The sequence below is a fragment of the Streptomyces sp. NPDC026500 genome, from assembly GCF_055567635.1.
The window spans coordinates 246,985-268,681 of sequence record NZ_JBVHQB010000012.1 but is presented as its reverse complement, the minus strand read 5'-3'; the positions used below and the strand labels follow the sequence as shown (position 1 = coordinate 268,681).

The following is a 21,697-nucleotide window of genomic DNA, read 5'->3' as shown; positions in this document are numbered from 1 at the left end:
GTCACTCGGTTAGATGAGTGTGGACACCAGAACACCCCGCACACCCACGGGGGACCGCTCGTCGGGATTCGACGACGTTCCCGCGCTGAGCATGGTGAAGGTGCCGAGCGATCCGGCGCAGGTCATCGTCAATCATGCGAGCTTCCGCGTCCAGTTGGCGGGTGCGTCGCGGGGCCAGTCCCCGCGTATCGCACGGCACTTGGGCTCTCCCGGCGACGCCGCGCGGATCCCCGGCGCCGGTGCGCCGGGCCGAGCGGGCGGGGCCGGTCCGGTCGGCGGGGCCCGCCGCCGCGCCCCCGTCGTCTGGAGCGGGAAGTCCGCGCCGGACGACACCGGCGCCCACCGCCTGCTCCAGGCCGTACGGAGCGCGGGCCTCAACCACCGCTCCACCGGGCCGACGGCCGACGCCGGTTCGACCCAGGTCATCCCGCGCATCGGCGAACAGCCCGGCTACGCAGGCGATCTGACCGTCGACACGGTCGAGACGCCCCTCGTCGGCAGTCAGCGTGCCCCTCTCGGCGAAGAGCAGCGGCTGCTGCCGCAGATGCGCAGCGTGGGCAGCGCCTACGACGAACAGGCCTATGACGAACAGGCCTACACGGACGCCGACTTCGGGGACGACGGCTTCGAGGGCGACGGCTTCGACGACATGACGGGCGACGCCCCCGTCAGGCGGCGCAGCTCCGACTCGGTCCGGCACGCCTATCACCCGGGCCGCCGGATGAACCTCGGCGTCGTGCTGCTCCCGCTGCGCGTCTTCCTCGGATTCATCTCCGTCTACGCCGGCATGGGCAAGCTCTGCGACCCCGTCTACTTCGACGGCGGCAAGCGCGGCTCCATGGTGAAGTGGCTCAACACCCTGCACCCGTGGGAAGTCGCCGAGCCGCTGCGGCAGTTCGCGCTCCAGCACCCCGTCGGCTCCGGGCTCGTCATCGCCTTCTTCCAGGTCATCGTCGGCGTCCTGACCGTCCTCGGGCTGTGGCAGCGGGTGGCCGCGGTCGTCGGCGCGATGCTGTCGGCGGCGCTCATCGTCACGGTCAGCTGGAAGACGGTTCCCGCGTACGACGCGCCCGACATCATCTACCTCGCCGCCTGGTCCCCGCTGATCATCGCGGGTGCCCCGGTCTACTCCGCCGACGGCCGACTGGCCAGTGAGGCCTGGCGCAGACTCGGGCCGCGCGCCGACATCTGGGACCTGCGAGCACGGGTGCTGCGCCGCGGCGCGCTGCTCACGGCCATCGTCGTCGGACTGACCCTGCTCGTCGGTTCGCTGCTCGGCGGCGCCGTCCGCGACTCCGGCCGGATCGTCGTCCCCGGACCCGGCGAGGCCCCGCGCAACGAACTGCCCGGCTCCCCGCTCCCCGAGACGCCCGGCAAGCGGCACCAGGAGGTCGCCCCCTCGGCCTCCGTGGCGCCCAGCCGGAGCAGCTCCGCGGCCCCGTCGCAGGCGGCCAGTACGCCGGGCGCGACCCAGGAGACCGGCCGGGCCGGCGCCGGGCAGCCCAGCCAGACCCAGGGCAGCGGCCAGGCCCCGCCCCAGCACTCCGCGCCGGTCGACCAGGCCCCGAGCACCAGCGCGGGCCCGACCAGCAGCGGCGGCACGTCGACCGGCGGCAGCGGTGGCGGCGGCACCGGCGGTACGGGCTCCGGGAACGGCACCTCCACCGGCGGGAGTTCGTCCACCGGCCAGCCGGGCCTGGTGGGTGGCCTGCTGGGCTGACCGCCCGGAGGGTGGTCAGCCGGGCCGACACCCTCACCACGCGACGACACGACGACAGGGCCCCGCACGCAGGTGTGCGGGGCCCTGTCGTCGTGTCGTCGCGTTGCGTGCGCGGCCCTGAGGTCGCGTCGTGCGTGCGCGCCCTGAGGTCGCGTTGTGCGTGCGCGGCACCGTGGTCGTGCCCGCCCCGGCCCTCGTAGGGCCGGGAGAGCGTCTCTGACGGGTCTCTAACGGCCCAGGGCCGCGAGTTCCTTCGCCGCCTCCGTGAGGTCCTTGGCGGTGTCGATGGCGCGCCAGTAGGCGCCCTGCGGGATAGGGAAGCCGGACAGTCGGCGTTCACGGGCCAGGCGGGGGAAGGTGGTGCGCTCGTGGTCACCGCGCTCGGGGAGCATCTCGGTGAACTCGGGGGAGAAGACGTAGACGCCCGCGTTGATCTCGAACGTGGAGGGCGGGGCCTCGATGAAGTCCGTGATGTGACCGAAGCCGTCCGTCTTGACGGCGCCCCACGGGATGCGGGGGCGGGCCAGCGCGAGGGTCGCGACCGCGTCGCGCTCGGCGTGGAAGTCCGCCATGTCGCGCAGCGAGAAACGGGTCCAGATGTCACCGTTCGTCGCGTACCAGGGCAGCTCGGGGTGCGGGAGGTGCGCGGCGGCGTACTTGAGGCCGCCGCCGCGGCCGAGGGGCTCCGTCTCGACGACCGTCGTGACGTTGAGCGGGAGGTCGGCCGAGTCCAGCCACTTCTGCAGGACGTCGGCGAGGTGACCGCAGGAGACGACGACGTCGGTCACGCCCTCCTCGGCGAGCCAGGTCAGCTGGTGGCCGATGATCGGTGTCCCGGTGCCGGGGATCTCGACCATCGGCTTGGGCCGGTCGTCGGTGTAGGGACGCAGCCGGGAACCCTGGCCGCCGGCCAGGACAACGGCTTGAACGGGGCGCGACGCGGCGTTCGGATCGGTCATGCCCGAACTGTACGTGGCGCCCCGCACCCGGCTTCCTGCGGCAACCGTTCCTTAATCAGCTGTTACCGGGCGGCCCGGAATCGGCTGATTCGCGACGCTGTGGTCCAGACGAAGCGTGATGCATCGGATCGGACGGTGCGCGGCGCATCGGATGGGATGACGCGTGATGCCGTGGGCGGGCGGCGCTGTGAAGGGCTGTGCCCCTCGGAGGGAGCTGTGGTCTCCGAGGGGAGCCGGCCCGGGGGCGGGAGCGGTGACCTCAGAAATGGGTGGCCGCGACCCCCGAGGCGAACGCCGTGTCGCAGACGGGCCGGGCGAAGGACTGGGCGCGGGTCGGTCCGTACGCGCGGACCGCGGCGCGGCCCAGGGCGCGGGCGATGGAGACACAGTGCTTCGCGAGCGACGGACGGCCGTTCACCGCCTCCTGGAGGTGGGTGAGGGCCACGCCCGGGTTCTTCTCCTGGAGCTCCAGCAGAAGCTTGTCGCGCAGGACGTCCTGCGGGGCACGGGAGACGGCTCGCGTCGAGACGTCTTCGGAGGACGCGGTGAGCACCGAGCTCGAGGAATTCCCCGACCAGTTGACTCGGGTGACCGCGAGAGTCCCGGAGAGCACCAGGACGACAGGCAGAACGAGGGCGAGGGTGCGGCCGATCCGGCGGGCGGGGCCACGGCCACGCCGGGTCCGTTGGTTAGTGGTGGAGTGCTTCACGCGAGTGAGGGTAGCGCGGGGTGATGATTTGGCGACATTTAGTCACCGGTTCGAGGGACGGGGAAGCGGTGTTTCTTGGGTGCTGCATTGACGTACGGAGATCGAAATGCCCGATCTGCCGGGGTATTTATCGACAACGAAGAGGGCCCCGCAGCCTGCTGCGGGGCCCTCTTCGTCAACTTGGGTGAATTCAACCCTTACGGGGTGCGCGTTTCCGCCAGGATGACGCGGACGTCAGTCGGACAGGCGCTCGCCCGTCGAGGTGGAGAACACGTGGGTCTCGCCCGGACGCGGCACGACGTGCAGCGTGGCGCCCTTGTCCGGGACCGAGCGGCCGCTGACACGGACGACGAGGTCCGTGAACTTGTCGTCGACCTTGGCGGAGCCGTAGACGTAGCCGTCGGCGCCGAGCTCCTCGACGACGTTCACCGAGACGGCGAGGCCGGCCGGGGCGTCCTCGGTGTCCTTCGACAGCGACTTGGCGGCTTCGCCGTTGTGCTCGACGATGTCGAAGTGCTCGGGCCGCACACCGACGGTGACCGTGCGGTCGCCCTTGTCCGCGGCGGCCTTGAGGGCCTCGCGGTTGACCGGGACGACGCTGTTGCCGAACTTCACGCCGCCGTCGGTGATCGGGACCTCGACCAGGTTCATGGCCGGGGAGCCGATGAAGCCGGCGACGAAGAGGTTGGCCGGGCGGTCGTACATGTTGCGCGGCGAGTCGACCTGCTGGAGCAGACCGTCCTTGAGCACGGCCACACGGTCGCCCATGGTCATGGCCTCGACCTGGTCGTGGGTGACGTACACCGTGGTGATGCCGAGGCGGCGCTGGAGCGAGGCGATCTGCGTACGGGTGGAGACGCGGAGCTTGGCGTCGAGGTTCGACAGCGGCTCGTCCATGAGGAAGACCTGGGGCTCACGCACGATGGCGCGGCCCATGGCGACACGCTGGCGCTGACCGCCGGAGAGGGCCTTCGGCTTGCGGCCGAGGTACTCGGTGAGGTCGAGGATCTTCGCCGCGTCCTCGACCTTCTGGCGGATGTCGGCCTTGTTGACGCCAGCGATCTTGAGCGCGAAGCCCATGTTGTCGGCGACGGTCATGTGCGGGTACAGCGCGTAGTTCTGGAACACCATCGCGATGTCCCGGTCCTTGGGCGGCAGGTGCGTGACGTCGCGGTCACCGATGCGGATGGTGCCGGCGTTCACGTCCTCGAGCCCCGCGAGCATGCGGAGTGAGGTGGACTTGCCGCAGCCGGAGGGACCGACGAGGACGAGGAACTCGCCGTCCTCGATGTCGATCTCCAGGGCATCGACGGCGGGCTTCTCGGAACCCGGGTAGATCCGGGTCGCCTTGTCGAACGAGACAGTGGCCATGGTGATGGGCCCCCTTCACCGGCAGGAACGTGCCGGACGATCCGTTGTAAAGGTGGTGATCCACTATGGAAACGCCCATAGTGGTGTAGTCCATATGAGTGAACTGGGTCAGGACGCTACCTGGCGTTCATGTGTTCTGTCAGCACCTGGGCGCCTCTGAAGTTCGCGGAAACTCTCGACAGGGCCCCGCTGTGACGCGGGTACACTGCACGGGCACGCACGCCCCGCGCGCGCGGCACGCCTCCTTAGCTCAGATGGCCAGAGCAACGCACTTGTAATGCGTAGGTCGTCGGTTCGAATCCGACAGGGGGCTCAGTTTCAAGCCCAGCTCAGACATTGTCTGAGCTGGGCTTTTGCGTTCAGTGGATGCGACGGCGACGCTTTGCGCGGGCCGCGCGGCTGTCCGGGGTCTCAGTTGCGGTCTCAGTAGGGGCTTCCGGCGGGGGCATGAAGGTGTCTCCCATGCGGCGCATGGCGTCCTTCGAGAGGTGAGAGCGCCCCTTCACGTACCGCCGTGTCTGGCTGATCTGGGTGTGCCGGAGGATCTCCATGATGGTGACCATGTCCACGCCCAGCTCATTCAGGATCGTGCCGGCCGTGTGACGGCTCCCGTCGTAGAGGCGTCGGTCGTCGATGCCGGCCTCGGCGAGCAGCTCCTTGAATTCCTCCCAGTCGGCTCGGGGATCGAGCGGCCGGCCGTCGGCCCGCGTGAATACGGCGCCGTGTTCCTCCCACCCGTCGCCCGCGGCCTCGCGTAGCTCTTCCTGCCGTGCCTTGTGCTCGCGCAGGTACGGGATGAACGGCGGCGGGATCGGCACGGAATTGCGGCTCTTCTTCGTCTTCGGGCGGGTGAAGACGAGTCCACCGTCCTTTCGCTCGGGACAGGCGCTCGCGTGCCGGGTGCACGTCTTCGGGCACGGCTTGGGACAACCGCGCCTGTAGCCCTTGTGCGTCGCGCAGTCCGGCGGGCAGGTCGCGAATCGGTGGAGGCGCTCGCCGCACGCATGAGGCGCCGTGCAGCCATGACGCCACGTGAGGCGCTGCAACTGCCACTGAGGATGGAACATCTCCCCGTCTAGGTCGACGTATGGCCACCGGAAGCCGAGTACCTCACCCTGCCGGAATCCCATTCCGACACCGACGATCCAGCGCATTGAGGTCGGGCGCTTGGCCGCAGCTCGCAGAAAAGCTTTCGCCTCTTCGATCGTGAACGGGTTGGCCTCGGTCTCGTCGACGGTCGGCGGATCCACGAGTGTGGCGACGTTCTCCGCGATGATCCGGCGGCGGTGGGCAATCTTCAGGGCCCGCGACAGGATGCGGTGCACTTTCAGCACGTGAGAGGGAGCGTGCCCATCGTCGAGCATGCCGCGGTACATCCGCTCAAGGTGCTCGGGCGCGAGCTTGTCGAGGCGGTGTTGACCGACGCCCGGGATGATGTCGTTGCGGGTCTTCGACCAGTAATCGTCGAGGGAACGCGGACGGAGCTTGAGGCTCGCGATGTTGGTGAGGTAGTTCTCCATCCACGCGGCCACGGTGGGCGCCCGGCCTGCCTTGGGGGCATGCCCCTTGTCCCGGGCCTTCTCCAATTCCTTGACCTTGTGGCGTACTTCGGCCTCGGTCTTGCCGCGCCGGTGGCGCCGGTCCGGACTTCCGTCGTCCTTGACGCCCATGGTCACGCGACCGTGCCACCAGCCGTCGCCGCCCAGGTAGATGGACGATTCCATGTTCTGTTTGCGGGGGCTCATGTGCTCCTCCATGCGGGAGGCGCCCTGAGCAGCGTGCTCGGGGCGCCTCTGGGGGTGTTCAGGTCAGTTGGGCAGCGGGGCGAGGTTCGCCACGTACGCTTCGAGATCCGCACGCCGGATTCGGCGCGTGCGGCCCAACTTGATGTACTTCAGGGAGCCTTCGGCCATCAGCTCGTAGACGGTCGACCGGCCGATTGCGAGGGCTTCGGCTGCTTCCTCCGGCTTGTACAGGAGCCGGTCGACCGGGGCAGCGATCGCGGTGCTCATTCGGGGTGCCTCCTCGGCAGCGCGTCTCTTGCCTTCTGGGGAATCCGCAACATCCGCCACGCCGCAACATTGCTGGTCAGCGGCTTGAATCTGTGGCGGATGCCGCTTCTGTTGCGGATAGCTGCCGCCACGCTGGGCGCGCGCGGCGGCAGCTTCGGGCACGGCTGGTCAGCCGGCGATGCGGAGCTGTCGTGTGTCGGTTTCGGCGAACATGTGGCGGCTCTCGGAAGGGGTATCCGCCACAGACTCACCCTCGTTGACCTGCGATGTTGCGGACGTTGCGGATGTTGCGGATTTCCCAGGGTCCGGGGGGCAGTACCGGCTCCACGCGTCGCTCAGATCCTCCGCGTAGTAGCCCTTCGGGGTCGTGCTGCCGACCCGGATCCCGCGGGGTTTGATCGGGGTGGTGTCGGGGCGCACGTACTGACTCAGCAGCCGGGACAGCGCGCGTGCGGTAAGCGGCTTGCTGCTCTGCCCGTCCTCGCTCAGATCAGCCCAGGGAGCGTCATCGAGCTGCAAGAGGACTTCCAGGATCGCGGCGGTGGGCATCCGGTCCACGCCGCAGAACACCCGGTCGCGCAGGTCCGTAAGCAGCCTGACGCCAAGGGATGCTTGGTCGCCCTCGGATGCGGCCTTGATGAGCGCGACGCACGCCACGCGGGCCCGCTCGGGCCAATGCCCGCCGGCCGCGTCCGCGACCGCGAGCAGCGGCTCCCACACGTCGGCCGGCCGGTCGGTGACGCCCTCGGGCATCTCCGGCCACGCCTCGCCGATCTGGTCGTGCAGGGGGGCTGCCCAGTCCGCGAGCCGATCACGAAGGACGTGGCCCTGCTTCTCGTGGATGCGGCGCCGGTAGGGCTCACACTTCTCGTTCGGTGCCTTCTTCCGCATGCGGATGATGACCGAGCGGGTCAGGATCGTGTCCGGCAGCGATCCGAGCCCGGCCATGGCGACCGCGCAGAACGACGGCAGGAAGGCTGCCTTCTGGTCGGATCCGTCCCCGATGCAGCGCAGGGACTTGGCGCCGCGCCGGTAGCCGGAGTTGAGGAACCCGCGGACCTCTTCGTTCCCGCCGGCCTTGGGCCCGAAGACGGTGTCGATTTCGTCGAAGAGGAGCGTGGGAGTGCCCTCATCTGCGGATACCAGCCGAAACAGCGCGTTGGCGGAAGCGTTGACCGTCGTTGCGGAGCGCGGGGTAAGCGTTTCGATGATCTCCAGTGCCCGCGACTTCCCCGAGCCTGGTTCGGGGCTCAGGAAGGCGATCCGGGCGGTGCCGTCGAGCGCGTCCATCAGGTGCGCATGCGCGTCCCACAACGCCACGGCCACATAGGCGTGTTCGGTGGGGAAGACGTTGAAGCGGCGGTGGAAGGCTTCCACCTCGTCCAGCAGCGCGGCCCCGTCGATGATCTCGGTCATGCGGCGGCCCTCCTTTCGGGCAGAGATGCAGGTGTGCCGGTGCAGGCGGATGTGTGGGTGGCGTACTCGGCCGCGAGCGCGGCCACCTCGGGTGCTCCGGTGGCGGTGCCGGTCAGCCCGCACGAGCAGGCGTAGGCGGCGTTCGGGGTGTCCCCGTGCCGTTTGGACCAGCGGGCGCCGTCCGAGTGATCCCGGTAGATGGGTGGGGCGTAGATGCGGATACCGGGCCGATCCGGGGTCGGGTCGGGCGTGCTGTGGCGGGCCTGGCTGCTGCGGAACTTCTCAGAGCGAACAGCAGAAAGGACGCCCTTACGGGCGGCGACCCTCGGCACGCCTACGGTCGGTGTGTCCACAGGCTGTGCAGCGGCCTTCGCCGGGCGGTGGCCGGTGATGCTCTTAGTAGGCAGGGGGCTGCTCATGCGGCCCTCCCGCCAGGGGTGTTGTGGGCGATGGACCAGTCCAGACCACGCGTGATGACGTCGTCGTAATAGCGCTGGGACTCGGTGGCGTTGCCCGATGCCGCCCTACTAAGAGCCTCCTCAACCTCCCCGCGGTCGAGGTCGCCGGACGCGACCAGCCGACCCAGAGCCCGCGCGGCCCGCAGCAGCACGGCGTTGCGGGTGCCGTCCGCGGCCGTGGCCACGTTGTCCGCCTCTCCCCGCAGCGCCGCCGCGGCGTATCCGCTCGCGCGGGTCGTGACGGCGATCGTGCTGCCCTGCGTGGGCCGTGGACGCGGCTTGAGCAGTCCGCGCAACCAATCCGGCAGCATGGCCGGGGCGCGATCGTCCAGAACCTCGTAGGCGCCGTCTGGGGTGGTGCTGCCGGGGGCGACGACGTACCCGCCCCACCCGCGTGTGTCGATCTTCTTCGCGAGGTGCCCGGCGGTGTTGTGCAGCCGGATTCCGGGGGGTTGGGTGAAGTACAGGTGCTCGCCACCGCGCGCGGTCCGCACCCGGTAGGTATCGGGGGCTGCCTGCTCGGCGCGCTCGCAGAGCGCTGCAAAGGAAGTCGCGCCGTCAGGCGTTCCTTTCGGATCTTGCGGCTTGAGTGTGTCCAGGTCGACGACCAGCAGCCCGGAAGGACCGGTGGCGATACCGACGTTGTAGGGCGCCTGTGCCCATGCGGCGGTGAGCAGTTCGGGGTCGGTGGTGGCGCGCTGCTCGGGCGTCTTGTGTCCGTCTGTGCAGCGGCCGGTAGCGGGGCAGTACTTGTCCGCGTGGCCGGCCGGGCGTTTGTCGCGCGGCCGTAGCGGGATGACGTGCCATCCGCGATGCGCTGCGTCTAAGGCCCAGGTGAGGAGAGCCCTGCTCGGAACGGTGGTCACGCGACAGCGCTCCGGTCCGTCCAGAGGCTGAGGATGCGGTGGTTGTAGGCGTCGACTGCCGCGGCGAAGGCTTCCTTATCCCCTGAGTGCAGCGCGTCCAGCAGTGCGGCGGTCTGGCGGTTGGGGCCGGGTGGTGCGATGGCGTCCAGGTCGCGGGTGAGTGTGTGGAGCAGGGCCCAGGTGAGGTACGGGTCCAGGACCATGCGGTGCTCGATCAGGGTGAGCGGCGGGCGGACGGTGAGCAGGACCAGGACGGTGCTGCCGTCGGGGTGGGGCTCGGTGCGGACCATGGTCACCTGCTCGGCGCCGTCCGGTACTCGCGGCTTGCCGGTGCAATCGGTCATGCTGGATGTCTCCAGTTCCGTGGATGGATGCTGGTTGGCAAGGGCGGCCCCGGTTCTTTGGCGAGATGCGGGGGCCGCCCTTGGCGTAGCTAGTGATCGTTGGCGTGGGCGACGGGGCCGGGACAGGTGGTTTCGGGGCAGTCGCAGCCGTTGCACTCGTTGCAGATGTCGCCGGAGCAGTCGTCACATAGCTCGTGTCCGAGACAGCCGTAGTCGGCGCAGTCGTCGCAGTACTGTTCGTTGTCGAGCACGCAAGTCCTCCTATGAATCAACGGTTGACGTTGGTGCGGTTGTTGGAGCCTTGCGGGTGGTTATGGCGCTGTCGCCGTTGGCGGCGGCCATAGTGCGGGGGCGAGCACGCGGTATCTCGTTCGGTATCTGTAGCGCCCGCTGCGGCACTGTCTGCTGCGCCCGGGGTTGCGCTCACTGATTCGGCCACTGGGTGTTTCCGCTGGTGACGGGAGCGCGGGAGCGTGGTCGGGGGGCGGACATCCCCTCTGCGGCCCCTTTGCCCCGTCTTTTTGGTTGAGGGAGTGAGGCGGTGGGCGTGGGCGTGGGCGCGGGACGGCCTCGGGGATCGGGGCGGCCGGTCGCGTTGCGCGTCGACCGGGGGCCGCGTGCCATGCCGCCCCGATGGCAACTCGGGAACGGTTAGGGCTACTTCTTCGAAAAGAGCTTGAGAGTGATGCCGCCGGCGCCGACCGGTCCAGCGGCGCCGGCGATGACGGTCGCGGTGTGCGAGGCCACATCCATCAGCCAGCACAGCGCGGCGACCACGCCCCACGTCCCGAGCGCGGCAGCCCCGGCGATCGCAAACGGGATCAGTAACTTCTGCCAGGGGAAACCGGCCGGGGTGGTGGCGGTGACGACGATGACGACGGGCTGGCCGGTGGCCTGTGCGTGCTGGAAGACGTCTGCAGGGATGTGCGGGGCTATCTGGCCTGGCGGGACGTGCTGGCTCATTTCAGACTCCCTCGGGGTGCGCCGCGGGCCCGCGCCAACAAGTGGCGCGGGCCCGTGCGGTGGATGGGTGTGCTTGTCGCGTGGCTTGTCGTCTCTCTTGTCGTGCGGCTTGTCGTCTGCCTTGTCTTGTCGCTTGTCGCCTCCCAGGTCACAAGCCGTCTCCGGGGCTCAGAGCCCCGTCAGACGACATGTGGTGAAGGAAGGACGACAAGCGACAAGCGATCAGCCCTCGGGCGTGTGGGAGCGGTGGACGTAGCGGGCTTTGGTGCCCTCTCCCATGCGGACGGCGGTGCCGTCCTGCATCCACGTTTTCAGCCAGCCGACGACCGTCTGACGAGTCGTGCCGTACGCGTCGGCGAGCGCGCGGGCGATCGCGGACGCTCCGGTGCCCTCGGGTCCGGCGGCGAGCAGCGCGGCGAGCGCGGCCTGTTGCGCGGGGCTGTCCTGCTCGCCCCGCAGCGCCGACAGGTTCAGCCCGGCCGGCCGCTCCGGCCCGTCACCTTCGGCGGCGGGTCGGGGGTCAGGTGCGGTGCCGAACTGCGCGTCGATCTCCTCACGGAACCGGCGCGCCAAGGCATCCTCCGGAGACTCGCGCTGCTCGCTCAACGCTGACAGCCGCAGCACCCCCGGCGCAGCCGACGACACGTCGCCGGCGTCGTCTGCCGCGACCTGGTCGCGCATCCAGGCGGTGCGTTCGGCGTCCCAGCGCCGCGCGTAGGCGGGCCCGGCGGCCTTGGCGGACACCGCGTCGAGCAGCGGGTGCCGGTCGGAGGTCGCGGCGGTGATCTCCCGGATCTGGTTCGGGAGGATCCGCCACGCCTTGAACAACGCTGCCGGAGATTCGGGGGTGCCCATGAACCCGGCTCCCTTGTGCGGGGCCTGGTCCACTCGCAGACCGCGAGAGCCGGGGAACATCTTGGAAAGGTCCATGCCCTCGGTCTCGCCGCCGGTGAGGGCGACGCGGACCTTGGCTTCCCGGCGGATCATCAGATTGCTCAGCACGCTGCCGGTCGCCCCGAGCGCTGTGAGCACGGTTCGCACGCCCATGGCGCGGGCGATCCGGATGACTTCCAGGATCTTGTCCCCGAGCTTGCGGATCTCCCGGTCGGTGCTGGCCAGGATCTCCGCGCCCTCGTCGATGACGAGCATGATCTGCGGAATCTTCGCGCTGACCGGCAGCAGGTCCGTGTTGGCCTTGGACAGCAGGTTCTGGTAACCCATCTTGCGTTGCTTGGCCACCCGCACCGCCGTATCCAGCATGGTCAGGGCTTCATCGTAGGTGCCGGCGAGCCAGTCGATGCCGGGCCGCACGGGCTTGCCGTCCTCCCGCACGAGTTCACCGTTCAGCGCGGGCAGCACCCAGGGCAGGCCGGCCGATCCGGCGTTCAGGTCGATCACCCAGGTGAGGATGTCCTCGGCGCGGGCGAACCCGGCGAGGATCGCGTGCACCATGTTCGTCTTGCCCGATCCGGTCGGACCGACGATCAACGCGCACTGCTCGCGCAGGTAGGCGAGGATCTGCTCGGCATTCGTGCGGTAGCCCCACGGGATGCCGGTGTGCACGGACAGCGGCCCGTAGTCGGCCGGGTAGGTGCGCTCCTCTTCCAGGACGTTGACCGTGGTCACGTCGATGATGACGCGTCCCTGGTGGATGCCGGGGGACGCGGTGGCGGTGCAGCCGTGCGGCAGCCGCGCATCCGCGGACAGCCGCGGCGACTCGCCGGCAATCCTGTTCCAGGTCGCGCCGCCGGGCGGGAGTTCGGCGTCGATGGAGAACCCGGCGCTCGTCTCCCACATCTCCACTCCCAGCACGCGCACGGTGATGGAGCAGACGCGTTGGATGCGGTCCACCCACTCCGCGGCGATCGCACGGCGCTCCGCGGACAACTCCGCGGCGATCTGCCGCTGTTCAGCGGCCATGGCCTCGTCCTCGCGCGCCTCCTCGTACAGCGCGGCAGACCGAGCAGCGGCGCCGATACCGACACCCACCGTGGCGAGCGATCCGAGAGCGGCCCACGTGAGGGGGCCGTGGGTCATGGCCCAGGTGGTCCATCCAGCGCCGACGAGCCAGGATGCGGCGCGGGTGGCGAGGGTGCGGCCGGCGTTGCGGACCCGGACGCCGGCGATGGTGTGACCCAGCGCGCCGGCGGCGCCGACGGCGAGGGCCCAGCCGGGGGGCATGGCGGTGGCGGCGCCGGTGGTGGCGACGGCGAAGGCTCCGGTGGTGGCGGACAGGGCGCCGGTCACGGGTCCGTGACCGGCAGCCCAGTCCAGCACCGGACCACTGCCCTGCATCTGCTTCTGTTTGGCGGTGGCGGTGCTGCTCATCTCAGACGTTCCAACCCTTCTCTGCCTCGGTGCCGTTGCGGGGGTCCTCGTGCCGGGCGATGTCCTGCGCGTGGACCTGGCGGAACAGCGGGCCCATGTCCTCGGCGACCGCGACGGAGCTCATCAGGGCGCCGAAGATGTCGCTGAACGCGTCCGCGACCTCCTTCTCCAGCGCAAACTCCGAGTCGGAGCGCTCCGCGAGGATCTTCATCACGTTCGCCACGCAGGTCAGCGCGGCCGGGAGTCCTTCGACCATGGCGAGGATCTCCATGCAGCCATCGGGCTCGTATTGATTGGCGGCCTGCTCCATGTCGGAAGCGGCCTCTTCGAACCGGAAGCCGGACACGTTCTCTCCTTCACTCACAGGGACATTCGTGCTGCTCAGGACAGTCGTGGGCGGTCGCTTGACGTCGCCGGCGATGCCGTTGCTGCCGTCCGTGGCTGCCTCGGCATCCGCGGCGGTTTCCCGCTCGGTGAGGTCGTCGCGGATCGCGTCGTCGCGGAGATTGCGGTGCTCACGGGCGGCGCCGACGATGCGGCGGTACAGGCGCCGGCCGGGGTGGATCAGCCACGGCAGCCGGAACTTCCGGCCGATCGGGCTGGTCAGGAAGCCGATCAGGCCGATCGGGAGGGCGAGCAGCGCGGCGAGCAGGCGCCGCCGGTGGAACCGGGCCGCAGACCTGCGCAACGCCTGCCGTGCCGCCTTGCGGGCGGGCGCCTTACGCACGGCACTCCGCTGCGTGTCGACGGTGGCGCCGGTCTTATGGTCCCGGCGCGCACGGTTCTTCGCGACCGCCGCATCGCGTGAGGCTCGGGCCTTACGGGCGGCGCCGCCAAGCATCCGCCCGGCGACACCGCGCCCGGCGCGGCTGTTCAGGCCGGCACTGCTGCGGGCGGCTTTGGCGTTGCGCCGGGCATCGGCGACCGCGCGGCGGGCCGCAGTGGTCTGCGCCCGCTGCCCGGCACGCGACCCGGCCGCGGCCTGCTGCGCACCACGTAGCGCCCGCACCTGCCCGATCAGGCCCGCGCTGTTCCTGTGCGCGCCAAGACCGGACTTACTCAGAGACTGGCCTGCGGTGCTGCCGTGCCGTGCGGCAGTACCGGCGCCGCGGCGGTGCCGGCCCGACACCCGGCCGGACCCCGCGCCGCCCGTGCGGCCAGAGCGGGAGCCATGCGAACGGCCCCCGGCTCCGGTCCCGCTCGCGCCGCCGCGGTGCAGGCCCGCGCTGCGGGCCGCGGCACGTCCAGCGTTGCGGGCTGCGGCGCGTCGGGGGTCGCGTCGCTTGTTGGGGGTGCGGGATCGGGTGGCGGCGACGGTGCCGAGGACAAGGGCGCCCGTCGCGGCGACCATGGCGGCGATCGGTCCGCCCGCCAGGGATGCCGCGGCGACCAATCCGACCGTGGTGTTCGTGCCGGACAGGGCGAGCGGAACGACCGGCCAGCCGCCGGGCGTGTGGTCGACCTCCTTCACGTCCTGTGTCGTTGTCTTCGGTGGCTCGGGCGGTGGCGGTGGTGCGGTGGGGGCAGCCTCAACGGCTACCGGTTCGGTGCTGAGTTCCGTCATGCTGTGAGCACTCCCTTTGCGGAGTAGGGCCCGGCCAATGGCTGTAGGAGGCGGGCGGCCGGGCCTGCCAACGGGTGTTGTGGGAAGCGCAGGTCAGAGCTGGTTTGGCTCCAGTGAGAAGAAAGCGACTGTGGCGCCGGAAAGGTTCGGGTCTTCGGCCGTCACGGCCTGGTAGAGCCGCTGATACATGTCCGCGCGAGTGGCGCCAGGCGGAGGGGTGCAGGTGCCCTCCTGTGTCATGGAGAACAGGCCCGGCTTCTCCAGGGACAGGACGAAGAAGTGCGTGCCCTGCTGCGGTGCAACGCTCACGGGTTCTCCTCGAAAAGGGTGTTCAGGCAGTGCGCTGTTCGTCGGCTGCCAGACACAGGCCGCAGACGCCATGCCTGGTGGACAGGCAAAAGCTGTAGGTGACCTGGCACTTGGGGCAGGTGCGGCGGGCGAGCATGGCCAGCGCGAGCGCGCCCCACTTGCGGGATGTCATCGGCCGAACGGGCTGGGCGAGGTCCTCGCGGTAGAGGTAGGCGACGCGGGGCGTGCCGGCGCGCCGGTTGATCACCATGAGCTGTGCGGCGATCGGCTGACCGCCGGGCCGCAGTCCGCGGGTGCGGAGTTGGCGGCGGGTGGCGTAGCCGTCCGGGGCCAACCGCCAGGGGAACGTCGGCATGCCGTAGCGGGCGCCGGTCGGGTCGAAGCAGCGGCTGTAGGCGGTCGGCATCAGTTGCTGCCGATGGCGATCAGGTGCGGGCGGTCGGCGTCGTCGGTGTTGCGGACGGCGAGGATCTGCTTGCGGGCCCACGACTCGCTCATGCCGTACGCCTCACCCAGCGCTCGCGCGGACAGCGGACGGTCGGCCTGTGCGGATTCGGCGTACGTACGGCGTGCGTCCTGCCGCATCCGCTCCAGCTCCGCTTCCTCGAACTGCGCCTGTCGTGCGGCCTCTTCCTCCCCACTTAGCTCCAGCGTGCGGACGGTGTGCGAGGCAGACTCAGACGGCGCCCGCACGGCATCCGCAGCCATATTTACCTGCGTCGATACCTGCGCCGCAGTCGTCTCCGGCCCTTCGGCCAGGGCGGCGTGCGGGCGGTCCGACGCGAGCGGTGCGGGGGTGTGCGGGAAGGATGCGGATGCGTCCGCACGGTGCCCGTCCGCCCTTTCGTGTGCGGGGGCGGGGTGGTGGTGCAGCACCTTGGCGACCAGGTCGGAACCGAAGTAGATCGAGCCGACCGGCAGCGAAGTGGCGAGCAGAACCAGGGCCCAGTTCGCTGGGTCCCAGCCGGCCAGGCGCCCCCAGTCCACCGCGTGAGTGTGGAGTGCAGGGATGAGGCCGTGGACGTAGTTCAGGACCAGGGAGGCCAGGGTGTAGGTGGCCAGCACGCGCAGCGCGAACCGCTTGTCGCGTTCGTCGGTCAGCACCAGCGTGGCGACCAGGGCCAGGGCCATCAGCCCGTCGACCACGAACGGGTAGAGCGTCGCCGCGGTCGCGTCTGCTCCGACCACGCGGGCCACGTCCCGCAGCGCGTTCCACGAGACCCTAAACGCCATCGCGACGACGGCGACCAGGGCCAGCACCAGCAGCGTCTTTCCGGACCGGTTCACACCGAACCCCCCGCCGCGGTCGGGGCCGGGGTGTCGACGTTCGCGAAGCCCGTCAGATGCACTTCAGCGCCCGCGTAGTCGACGGCCGCCAACAGCAGGCGCGTCCGGCCGTCGCTCTGCTCGCGATAGGTCACCGCGTCCGGGGCAACCCCGAGCGCTTCCCGCCATGCCTCGAAACCGGGCAGGTCATCGTGGAACGTCAGCTCCAGCTGGCCCGGGTAGATCGCGGACACTGCGACGTTCGGCGCCACCAGATGCCCGAAGTCCAGGGACAGCAGGCGCAGTGCGCGTAACGGTTTGGCCAGGTCGTCCAGGGCGAGGGTCTGGGAACTCATGCGCCCACCCCCGCCGCGGTGGCGCTCAGGTGGGTCAGCTCCAGTCGCGCGGCCAGCGCCCGGCGGCGGGCCCTGTGCAGTCGGCGGGCGTCCAGCTCGGACGGGGTGCGGTCAAGCGTGGTGATGTAGGCGTCCAGCAGGTCGATGTCCGCGAGGACGACCGGCATCTCGGTCTCGATCGCGTCTAGCTCCGCATCCGTCGGCTCCAGCCAATCGGCGAACGCGGTAACAGCTTCCTGAACAGTCACGATGTGGCTCATTGGGTCGTGTTCCTCTCACAGGGTGAACGGCCCGAACAGCACCCCCCGGAGCGGCTACTCCGGGGGTGCGCGCCGTTGTGGTCGATGGCCGCGCGGACAAGGTGCGCCGCGCGGCCGCAGATCAGCGGCCGGTCACGGCCGCGTGCGGATGAGGTCGGGGCGGGCGCACGGGAAGCGGCGGCTTCGTCCGCTCATGCTCGGAGTCGGTCATGAACGACCGCCCCGAGCACGGGTGTTGTCCTGGCTGCGCTTGTTCGCCTCAGCCGCCTTACGGGCCAGTTCCGCCCGCTCCGCGTCTGTCAGACTGGTAATCACAGGTGCCTCCAACTCAGGTGCCTGTACGCGGTCTCTCGGGGGGCAACCCGGGGGACCGCTCTGTGTTGTGGACCGGGATCTGTTCCGGCTCCCCTCGGCGCTGCTCGTACGAGACGAGCAGCGGAGGCAACCGGCCGCAGCAAGCGCCGCGAGGGTCGATGCGCGGCAGAGCCGCGTGGTCCGTCTTTTCGACTCGGGGAGACGGGGCCCACCTATGCAGTTCTCAAGCAACCACCAGCGCGGGGCCCCTAGTTGTGGCGAGCCATCCCGAGCCGGAGCCGCTCCTTACCGAGGAGGAGTGGCGTCGCATCAACAGACTGGACCGGTGGACCGGTCCAGTCAAGCGCCGAAAATGGAGTTGGATGACGATGGGCAGAGTTTGCACAGGTCAGTTCACGTGACGAGGCATCAAAAAAGCTGGACCGGCGGACCGGTCCAGCTTGGTTTGGGGGTGCCTACATGGCGTAGGTGTCCACCTGCTCGAAGAGCGAGGAGGGAGTAACACCTTCCTCGCAGACCAGCGGACGACCTTCCTCGTCGTGTGCCGTATGGAGGAGCACGGCGACCGGGGTGGCCGTCGCTACGTTCAAGCGCTCCGCCTCGGTGTCCGTAGCGAGGCGCACGGTGGTGATGTCTACTCCCTCGACCGGGAACCGTCCGGTCTGCCGGCGGACGTAGCGTGTCGTGCCCTCGGCGATGGGAGCAGTGTCGGCGAGGCGAGGTGCGGCCTCCGCGATCTCCGGAGGGAACCACGCCTCCACGCAGCTATTCGGGGTTCCGTCCGGGAGCTGGAGGACGCGGATGCGTCGAAGCGCCAGCACTCCGGGGGAGATCCCGAGTGCGACGGCGACGCGGGCGGGAGGCTCTGCCCAGTCGGGCGTACCGATGCGAAGGAACGGCATCCCGCCCAAGATGCGAGCCGACCCAGCTCGGCGGGCGCCGGCAGGGCGCGCCACAGGCGTCTCCGTGACGACGAAACCGGTGCCCTGCTTGGCCACCACCACGCCGTCGTTGCGCAGCACGTCCACGGCCTTGATGGCGGTAGCCCGTGACACGTCCCACTGCTCGGCCAGGTCGCGGCCGGAGGGGATGGTGGCACCAGGGGCGAACTCACCAGCGGCGATGCGGGCGCGCAGAGACTCGGCGATCTCTTCGTACTTCAGGACGGCCATGGCTTCCTCTGCTCCGCATGCTGGACTGGTCCACCGGTACACACGATACTGCGACCATGTCGAATCTCGAATTGGCACCCTCTGTGATGCGGTTCTACGGCGAGACAGTGAACGAGGACAGCCGCCTGCGTAGCTCGGCAGACGGACGTATGGAGTTGGCCAGGACTCAAGAGCTTCTCCGACGCTTCTTGCCCCCCGCGCCAGCACGCGTACTCGACGTGGGAGGGGGGACCGGGGTTCACGCTGAATGGCTTGTGAAGGACGGCTACGAGGTCACGCTCGTGGACCCTGTGCCCCGTCATGTCGACAGCGCAGCGGCCGTGTGCTCGGCGATGGTGGGAGATGCTCGCGATCTGCATGAGCCGGACGACAGTTTCGACGTTGTGCAGCTCCTTGGGCCGCTGTACCACCTGCCCGACCCCGATGATCGGCGTAGCGCGCTCGCGGAAGCCCGTCGCGTGGTGAAGCCGGGCGGATTGGTTGCGGCGGCTGCAATCAACCGTTACGCGTCGCTCTTTGAGCACGTCACATACGCCCACCTGCACACCGAACGGATTCGTGACTCCGTCTCCAAGATCCTTGAGACGTCCGTCTATGACGGTGTACGAGGGTTCACTTTGTCTTACTTCCACCGCGCTGAAGAGCTTGTGGCGGAGTTGGTGGCCTCCGGCTTGACGGACGTGCAGGTCTTCGGGATCGAAGGGCCCGCATGGTCGCTCGTGAAGGCAGCCGAGCAACAGCCGGGCGAGGGACCCACGGACGACCTGATCGCCTCAGCGATGGAGGCAGCGCGCATGGCGGAGCCGTACCCGGAATTGCTTGCTGCAAGCTCGCACCTGCTAGCCATCGGAAGGGCCCTTTAGGCATCAATGCTGGCGAACATTGAGAGGCATAGGTAGCCGGTAACGCGTTGCCTCGATCAAAGGTTCCCGTCTATTTAATGGCCAATTCGAACCTATGTGGGCATTAAATCGACAGGGAAGCGATCCCCGTCCGGGCTGCAGCTTTCTCGCTCCCGCTCCGGCTGCTGCTTGCCGTGCTTAAGCTCCGAGATTTAGCCGTTTCGTTAGCGGAATCCGTTGGATTTTCCGCTAGACTTCCAGGGCTAGCTTTTCGTGACGTTAGAGCCGAGGGGAGTTGCGCTAGTGCCGAAAGCGCAATTTGCGAGAGAAGCCGACATGCTCGAACCCATCGAAAGGCAAGCGTCTAAGCTGATCGGTACTGGCGGTAAAGTGTTCTTCGAGGTTCAGTCAACCTCTGGAATTCCCGACGTCGTTCTCGTGTGCTTTGACGAAGAGGCAATTCGTCAGCGGCGTTCAAGGTCACAAGGGGTAATCGTTGATCTCGCCTGCATGAGCGTCCTATTTTCTCTGCAGAAGGCACCAGGGGAGACTCAATCCCCTTCTCAGATCTCTAAATATTCCCACCTGAGCCCTGGTCACATTTCATCTGCAATTTTGCCTCAACTTGCTTGTTCTGGGCATGTGGAGCGGACTTCGAGAGGGCAGTGGAGGGCTGTAAGTCGTTTTCGCAGCTTGGCCACTCGAATCTGTACTGTCGAAGCCAAGATCCGGGACTGGAGAGGAGGATTCCAGCAGACCCTACGTCACGGTCTGGCGGCTGATGAGGCATGGTTGGTCCTGGATGCCGAACTTTCCGCTCCCGCTCTTGCGCACCGTGATTTGTTTTCGACCGCAGGTATTGGACTTGCTTCTCTCGATCAGAAAACTGGACTTGAGCCGCTCGTTCCTGCAGAGCCGGCCGGGCATCGTTTGGGAACGAGTGTGTACAGAGAGCTGCTCGTGGAGAGGGCTGCTGAGTTGTGTATGCGCGGAGAGGTGAGTGGGCCTATCCGACACGTCTTTGGTAGCGACCTAACCACATCTACAGGGCCTGACCCCAGGCGTCCAAATGCTTCGGAGACTGTTCGGCGAGAGGTAGGCCCGAGGCGAACCGTTGTGCGGCCGCCACAATTCTCCTGAGGGCGGCATGTCGGCCATTGCGTACTGAGTCGCGCTGGACCTTTGCAGTGAGTTCACCCATGCAGTGCAAGAAGTGGAGCGCGGAAAGCTCCTGCGACCACGGTTCGTTCGCATAAAGTGCAGGGCAGTAGGGGCACGTGCACTGAACATAACCTGTCGTCTTGGAAAGCAGTTTGTGAGTGCTTCGATCTGGAACGTGAAGGAGCTGTTTCTCGAAGTATCTTTCAATCGGAGTCTTTGCGCCCGCACGGAAGACGTACTCGGCGAATGCTTGGTCGGCCCCACTAACGCCAAGCCCGAATCCGGAAGCACCATGAGCCAGGGCATACCACCCGGTCAATCCGGTCTGCGGGAGGAGGAGGCACCGGTCCTCATCTGCGCACAGGTTGGCAAGCTTCTTAATGCCCGTGAGCAGCTCCGTTTCGTCCGGGGGGACAAACGCTCTACTCTGCGCCCACTGTACGCGGACGTAAAGAGTGTCAAACTGATCTTGGTCCATTATCTGGTCCAGTAGACGGTTCCTGAGTGTCGCGCTAGTAAGCCATCGAGATGGCAGGGTCAGATTCAGCGCGGCGCGTTCGCCCCGGCCTAGGCGGGAGAGGACGTCGTCCCCTTGCTCGCAGGCCCTATCTAGAGACGGTTGTGGATTGTCGGGGTCGAGCGCTCTACCCGGAGTTAGAAGGAGATTCGCGCCAGCAGCTCGCTGAGCGTCGAGCACCCGCTGTACCCAGTCAGGTGCCTCACTGCCGGCGAGGTAGGGGGCGTACTTGTATCCGCGGGCACTTATTGGCTCTTTGTGGAGCCTCAGCACCTCTGTATCCAAGAGGTAGCATTTTGGGTCTGCGATCCGAAGCGCGGAAACCGGTGACTGATCAAAAAAAATGCGATGGGCCTGGGAGTTGGCCGATGGAATGCTCGCAATGACACCCAGAGCTAGGCTGTCTCCGTAGGATGCATGGAGTCCAACTAGGAGGCGCGGAAGGAACCGGTAGTACCTCCCCCCGCGTTGGACGAGATAGATAGGACGCGAACCGCCTAGTGCCTGATCCCGGTCAATTCTGGGAGGTGCATTCTCGGTTCTGCTCGCCACTGATCCCGCTGGTGGAGCAGTGACAACGCTTCCTGCGCCTTCGCCACTCAGAATGAGGAAGCTGTCTTCGCTCGGTAGAGGGACATACTCTTCTTCTGCATCCAGATAGGCGTTGAGGGCCGCGTTCTCCAGCTCTTCCTCATCCACGGCGGGCCAGTCGAGTTCATCCTGCACGCCTGTGGACCAGGAAAGGTCAGTCTCGGGCATCGGGTCGGGCTCGTCCTGGTGCATGCATCC

At 68.2% G+C, this 21,697-nt stretch carries 22 protein-coding genes and 1 tRNA gene; 3 read left to right on the top strand and 20 right to left on the bottom strand.

The window, feature by feature from the left end:
* Positions 1–19: 19 nt before the first annotated feature.
* Positions 20–1,720, top strand: coding sequence for a DoxX family protein (locus ACZ4N5_RS23235; protein ID WP_467758991.1), 1,701 nt, complete (start codon positions 20–22; stop codon positions 1,718–1,720).
* Between the two features lie 227 nt (positions 1,721–1,947).
* Here ACZ4N5_RS23235 and ACZ4N5_RS23230 read toward each other — a convergent pair whose 3' ends face one another.
* The 3 genes from ACZ4N5_RS23230 to ACZ4N5_RS23220 form a co-directional block, all read right to left on the bottom strand.
* Positions 1,948–2,679, bottom strand: coding sequence for a nucleotidyltransferase family protein (locus ACZ4N5_RS23230; RefSeq protein WP_467758964.1), 732 nt, complete (start codon positions 2,677–2,679; stop codon positions 1,948–1,950).
* A gap of 259 nt (positions 2,680–2,938) precedes the next feature.
* Positions 2,939–3,388 carry a hypothetical protein gene (locus ACZ4N5_RS23225; protein ID WP_467758963.1) on the bottom strand — a complete coding sequence of 150 codons (450 nt, stop codon included), beginning with the start codon at positions 3,386–3,388 and terminating at the stop codon, positions 2,939–2,941.
* Between the two features lie 234 nt (positions 3,389–3,622).
* Positions 3,623–4,759 (bottom strand): ABC transporter ATP-binding protein, encoded by a 1,137-nt coding sequence (locus tag ACZ4N5_RS23220; RefSeq protein ID WP_467758962.1) that lies wholly within the window; start codon positions 4,757–4,759, stop codon positions 3,623–3,625.
* A 239-nt stretch (positions 4,760–4,998) separates the two neighbouring features.
* Between ACZ4N5_RS23220 and ACZ4N5_RS23215 the strand changes: the two genes are divergently transcribed.
* Positions 4,999–5,072 (top strand) — tRNA-Thr (locus tag ACZ4N5_RS23215).
* A gap of 46 nt (positions 5,073–5,118) precedes the next feature.
* Here the strand turns inward: ACZ4N5_RS23215 and ACZ4N5_RS23210 are convergent.
* The 16 genes from ACZ4N5_RS23210 to ACZ4N5_RS23135 form a co-directional block, all read right to left on the bottom strand.
* The gene (locus tag ACZ4N5_RS23210) at positions 5,119–6,504 is read right to left on the bottom strand and encodes a tyrosine-type recombinase/integrase (protein ID WP_467758961.1); all 1,386 of its coding nucleotides are present in this window, start codon (positions 6,502–6,504) and stop codon (positions 5,119–5,121) included.
* 63 nt (positions 6,505–6,567) lie between these two features.
* Positions 6,568–6,771, bottom strand: a complete 204-nt coding sequence (locus tag ACZ4N5_RS23205) for a helix-turn-helix domain-containing protein (RefSeq protein ID WP_400099598.1) — start codon at positions 6,769–6,771, stop codon at positions 6,568–6,570.
* Between the two features lie 168 nt (positions 6,772–6,939).
* A complete protein-coding gene (locus ACZ4N5_RS23200; protein ID WP_467758960.1) occupies positions 6,940–8,187 on the bottom strand; it encodes a DUF3631 domain-containing protein in 1,248 nt (415 codons plus the stop codon).
* Complete coding sequence (locus tag ACZ4N5_RS23195) at positions 8,184–8,606, bottom strand: hypothetical protein (protein WP_467758959.1); 423 nt, start codon at positions 8,604–8,606, stop codon at positions 8,184–8,186. Before ACZ4N5_RS23195 ends, ACZ4N5_RS23200 begins: the two co-directional genes overlap by 4 nt.
* A complete protein-coding gene (locus ACZ4N5_RS23190) occupies positions 8,603–9,511 on the bottom strand; it encodes a bifunctional DNA primase/polymerase (RefSeq protein ID WP_467758958.1) in 909 nt (302 codons plus the stop codon). The genes ACZ4N5_RS23195 and ACZ4N5_RS23190 overlap by 4 nt, the downstream gene beginning before the upstream one ends.
* The gene (locus tag ACZ4N5_RS23185) at positions 9,508–9,855 is read right to left on the bottom strand and encodes a hypothetical protein (protein WP_467758957.1); all 348 of its coding nucleotides are present in this window, start codon (positions 9,853–9,855) and stop codon (positions 9,508–9,510) included. Before ACZ4N5_RS23185 ends, ACZ4N5_RS23190 begins: the two co-directional genes overlap by 4 nt.
* A gap of 89 nt (positions 9,856–9,944) precedes the next feature.
* A complete protein-coding gene (locus ACZ4N5_RS23180; protein WP_467758956.1) occupies positions 9,945–10,106 on the bottom strand; it encodes a hypothetical protein in 162 nt (53 codons plus the stop codon).
* A gap of 406 nt (positions 10,107–10,512) precedes the next feature.
* Positions 10,513–10,818 (bottom strand): hypothetical protein, encoded by a 306-nt coding sequence (locus ACZ4N5_RS23175; protein WP_467758955.1) that lies wholly within the window; start codon positions 10,816–10,818, stop codon positions 10,513–10,515.
* A 222-nt stretch (positions 10,819–11,040) separates the two neighbouring features.
* Positions 11,041–13,146, bottom strand: a complete 2,106-nt coding sequence (locus ACZ4N5_RS23170) for a hypothetical protein (protein WP_467758954.1) — start codon at positions 13,144–13,146, stop codon at positions 11,041–11,043.
* A 1-nt stretch (position 13,147) separates the two neighbouring features.
* Positions 13,148–14,710: a hypothetical protein gene (locus ACZ4N5_RS23165; RefSeq protein ID WP_467758953.1), complete on the bottom strand. Its 1,563-nt coding sequence runs from the start codon at positions 14,708–14,710 to the stop codon at positions 13,148–13,150.
* Positions 14,711–14,803: 93 nt separating this feature from the next.
* Positions 14,804–15,019: a hypothetical protein gene (locus ACZ4N5_RS23160; protein WP_467758952.1), complete on the bottom strand. Its 216-nt coding sequence runs from the start codon at positions 15,017–15,019 to the stop codon at positions 14,804–14,806.
* A 22-nt stretch (positions 15,020–15,041) separates the two neighbouring features.
* Positions 15,042–15,425 (bottom strand): RRQRL motif-containing zinc-binding protein, encoded by a 384-nt coding sequence (locus tag ACZ4N5_RS23155; protein WP_467758951.1) that lies wholly within the window; start codon positions 15,423–15,425, stop codon positions 15,042–15,044.
* Positions 15,425–16,306, bottom strand: a complete 882-nt coding sequence (locus tag ACZ4N5_RS23150; RefSeq protein ID WP_467758950.1) for a DUF2637 domain-containing protein — start codon at positions 16,304–16,306, stop codon at positions 15,425–15,427. Before ACZ4N5_RS23150 ends, ACZ4N5_RS23155 begins: the two co-directional genes overlap by 1 nt.
* A complete protein-coding gene (locus ACZ4N5_RS23145; RefSeq protein ID WP_467758949.1) occupies positions 16,303–16,641 on the bottom strand; it encodes a hypothetical protein in 339 nt (112 codons plus the stop codon). Before ACZ4N5_RS23145 ends, ACZ4N5_RS23150 begins: the two co-directional genes overlap by 4 nt.
* On the bottom strand, positions 16,638–16,901 hold the full coding sequence (locus ACZ4N5_RS23140; protein ID WP_467758948.1) for a DUF6284 family protein: 264 nt from the start codon (positions 16,899–16,901) through the stop codon (positions 16,638–16,640). The genes ACZ4N5_RS23145 and ACZ4N5_RS23140 overlap by 4 nt, the downstream gene beginning before the upstream one ends.
* A 770-nt stretch (positions 16,902–17,671) precedes the next feature.
* Complete coding sequence (locus ACZ4N5_RS23135) at positions 17,672–18,388, bottom strand: GntR family transcriptional regulator (protein WP_467758947.1); 717 nt, start codon at positions 18,386–18,388, stop codon at positions 17,672–17,674.
* A 56-nt stretch (positions 18,389–18,444) separates the two neighbouring features.
* On the opposite strand from ACZ4N5_RS23135, the gene ACZ4N5_RS23130 reads away from it, so the two are divergent.
* Positions 18,445–19,251: a class I SAM-dependent methyltransferase gene (locus ACZ4N5_RS23130; RefSeq protein ID WP_467758946.1), complete on the top strand. Its 807-nt coding sequence runs from the start codon at positions 18,445–18,447 to the stop codon at positions 19,249–19,251.
* A gap of 1,021 nt (positions 19,252–20,272) precedes the next feature.
* On the opposite strand, the gene ACZ4N5_RS23125 is transcribed toward ACZ4N5_RS23130, so the two are convergent.
* Complete coding sequence (locus ACZ4N5_RS23125; protein WP_467758945.1) at positions 20,273–21,691, bottom strand: hypothetical protein; 1,419 nt, start codon at positions 21,689–21,691, stop codon at positions 20,273–20,275.
* Between the last annotated feature and the right edge of the window lie 6 nt (positions 21,692–21,697).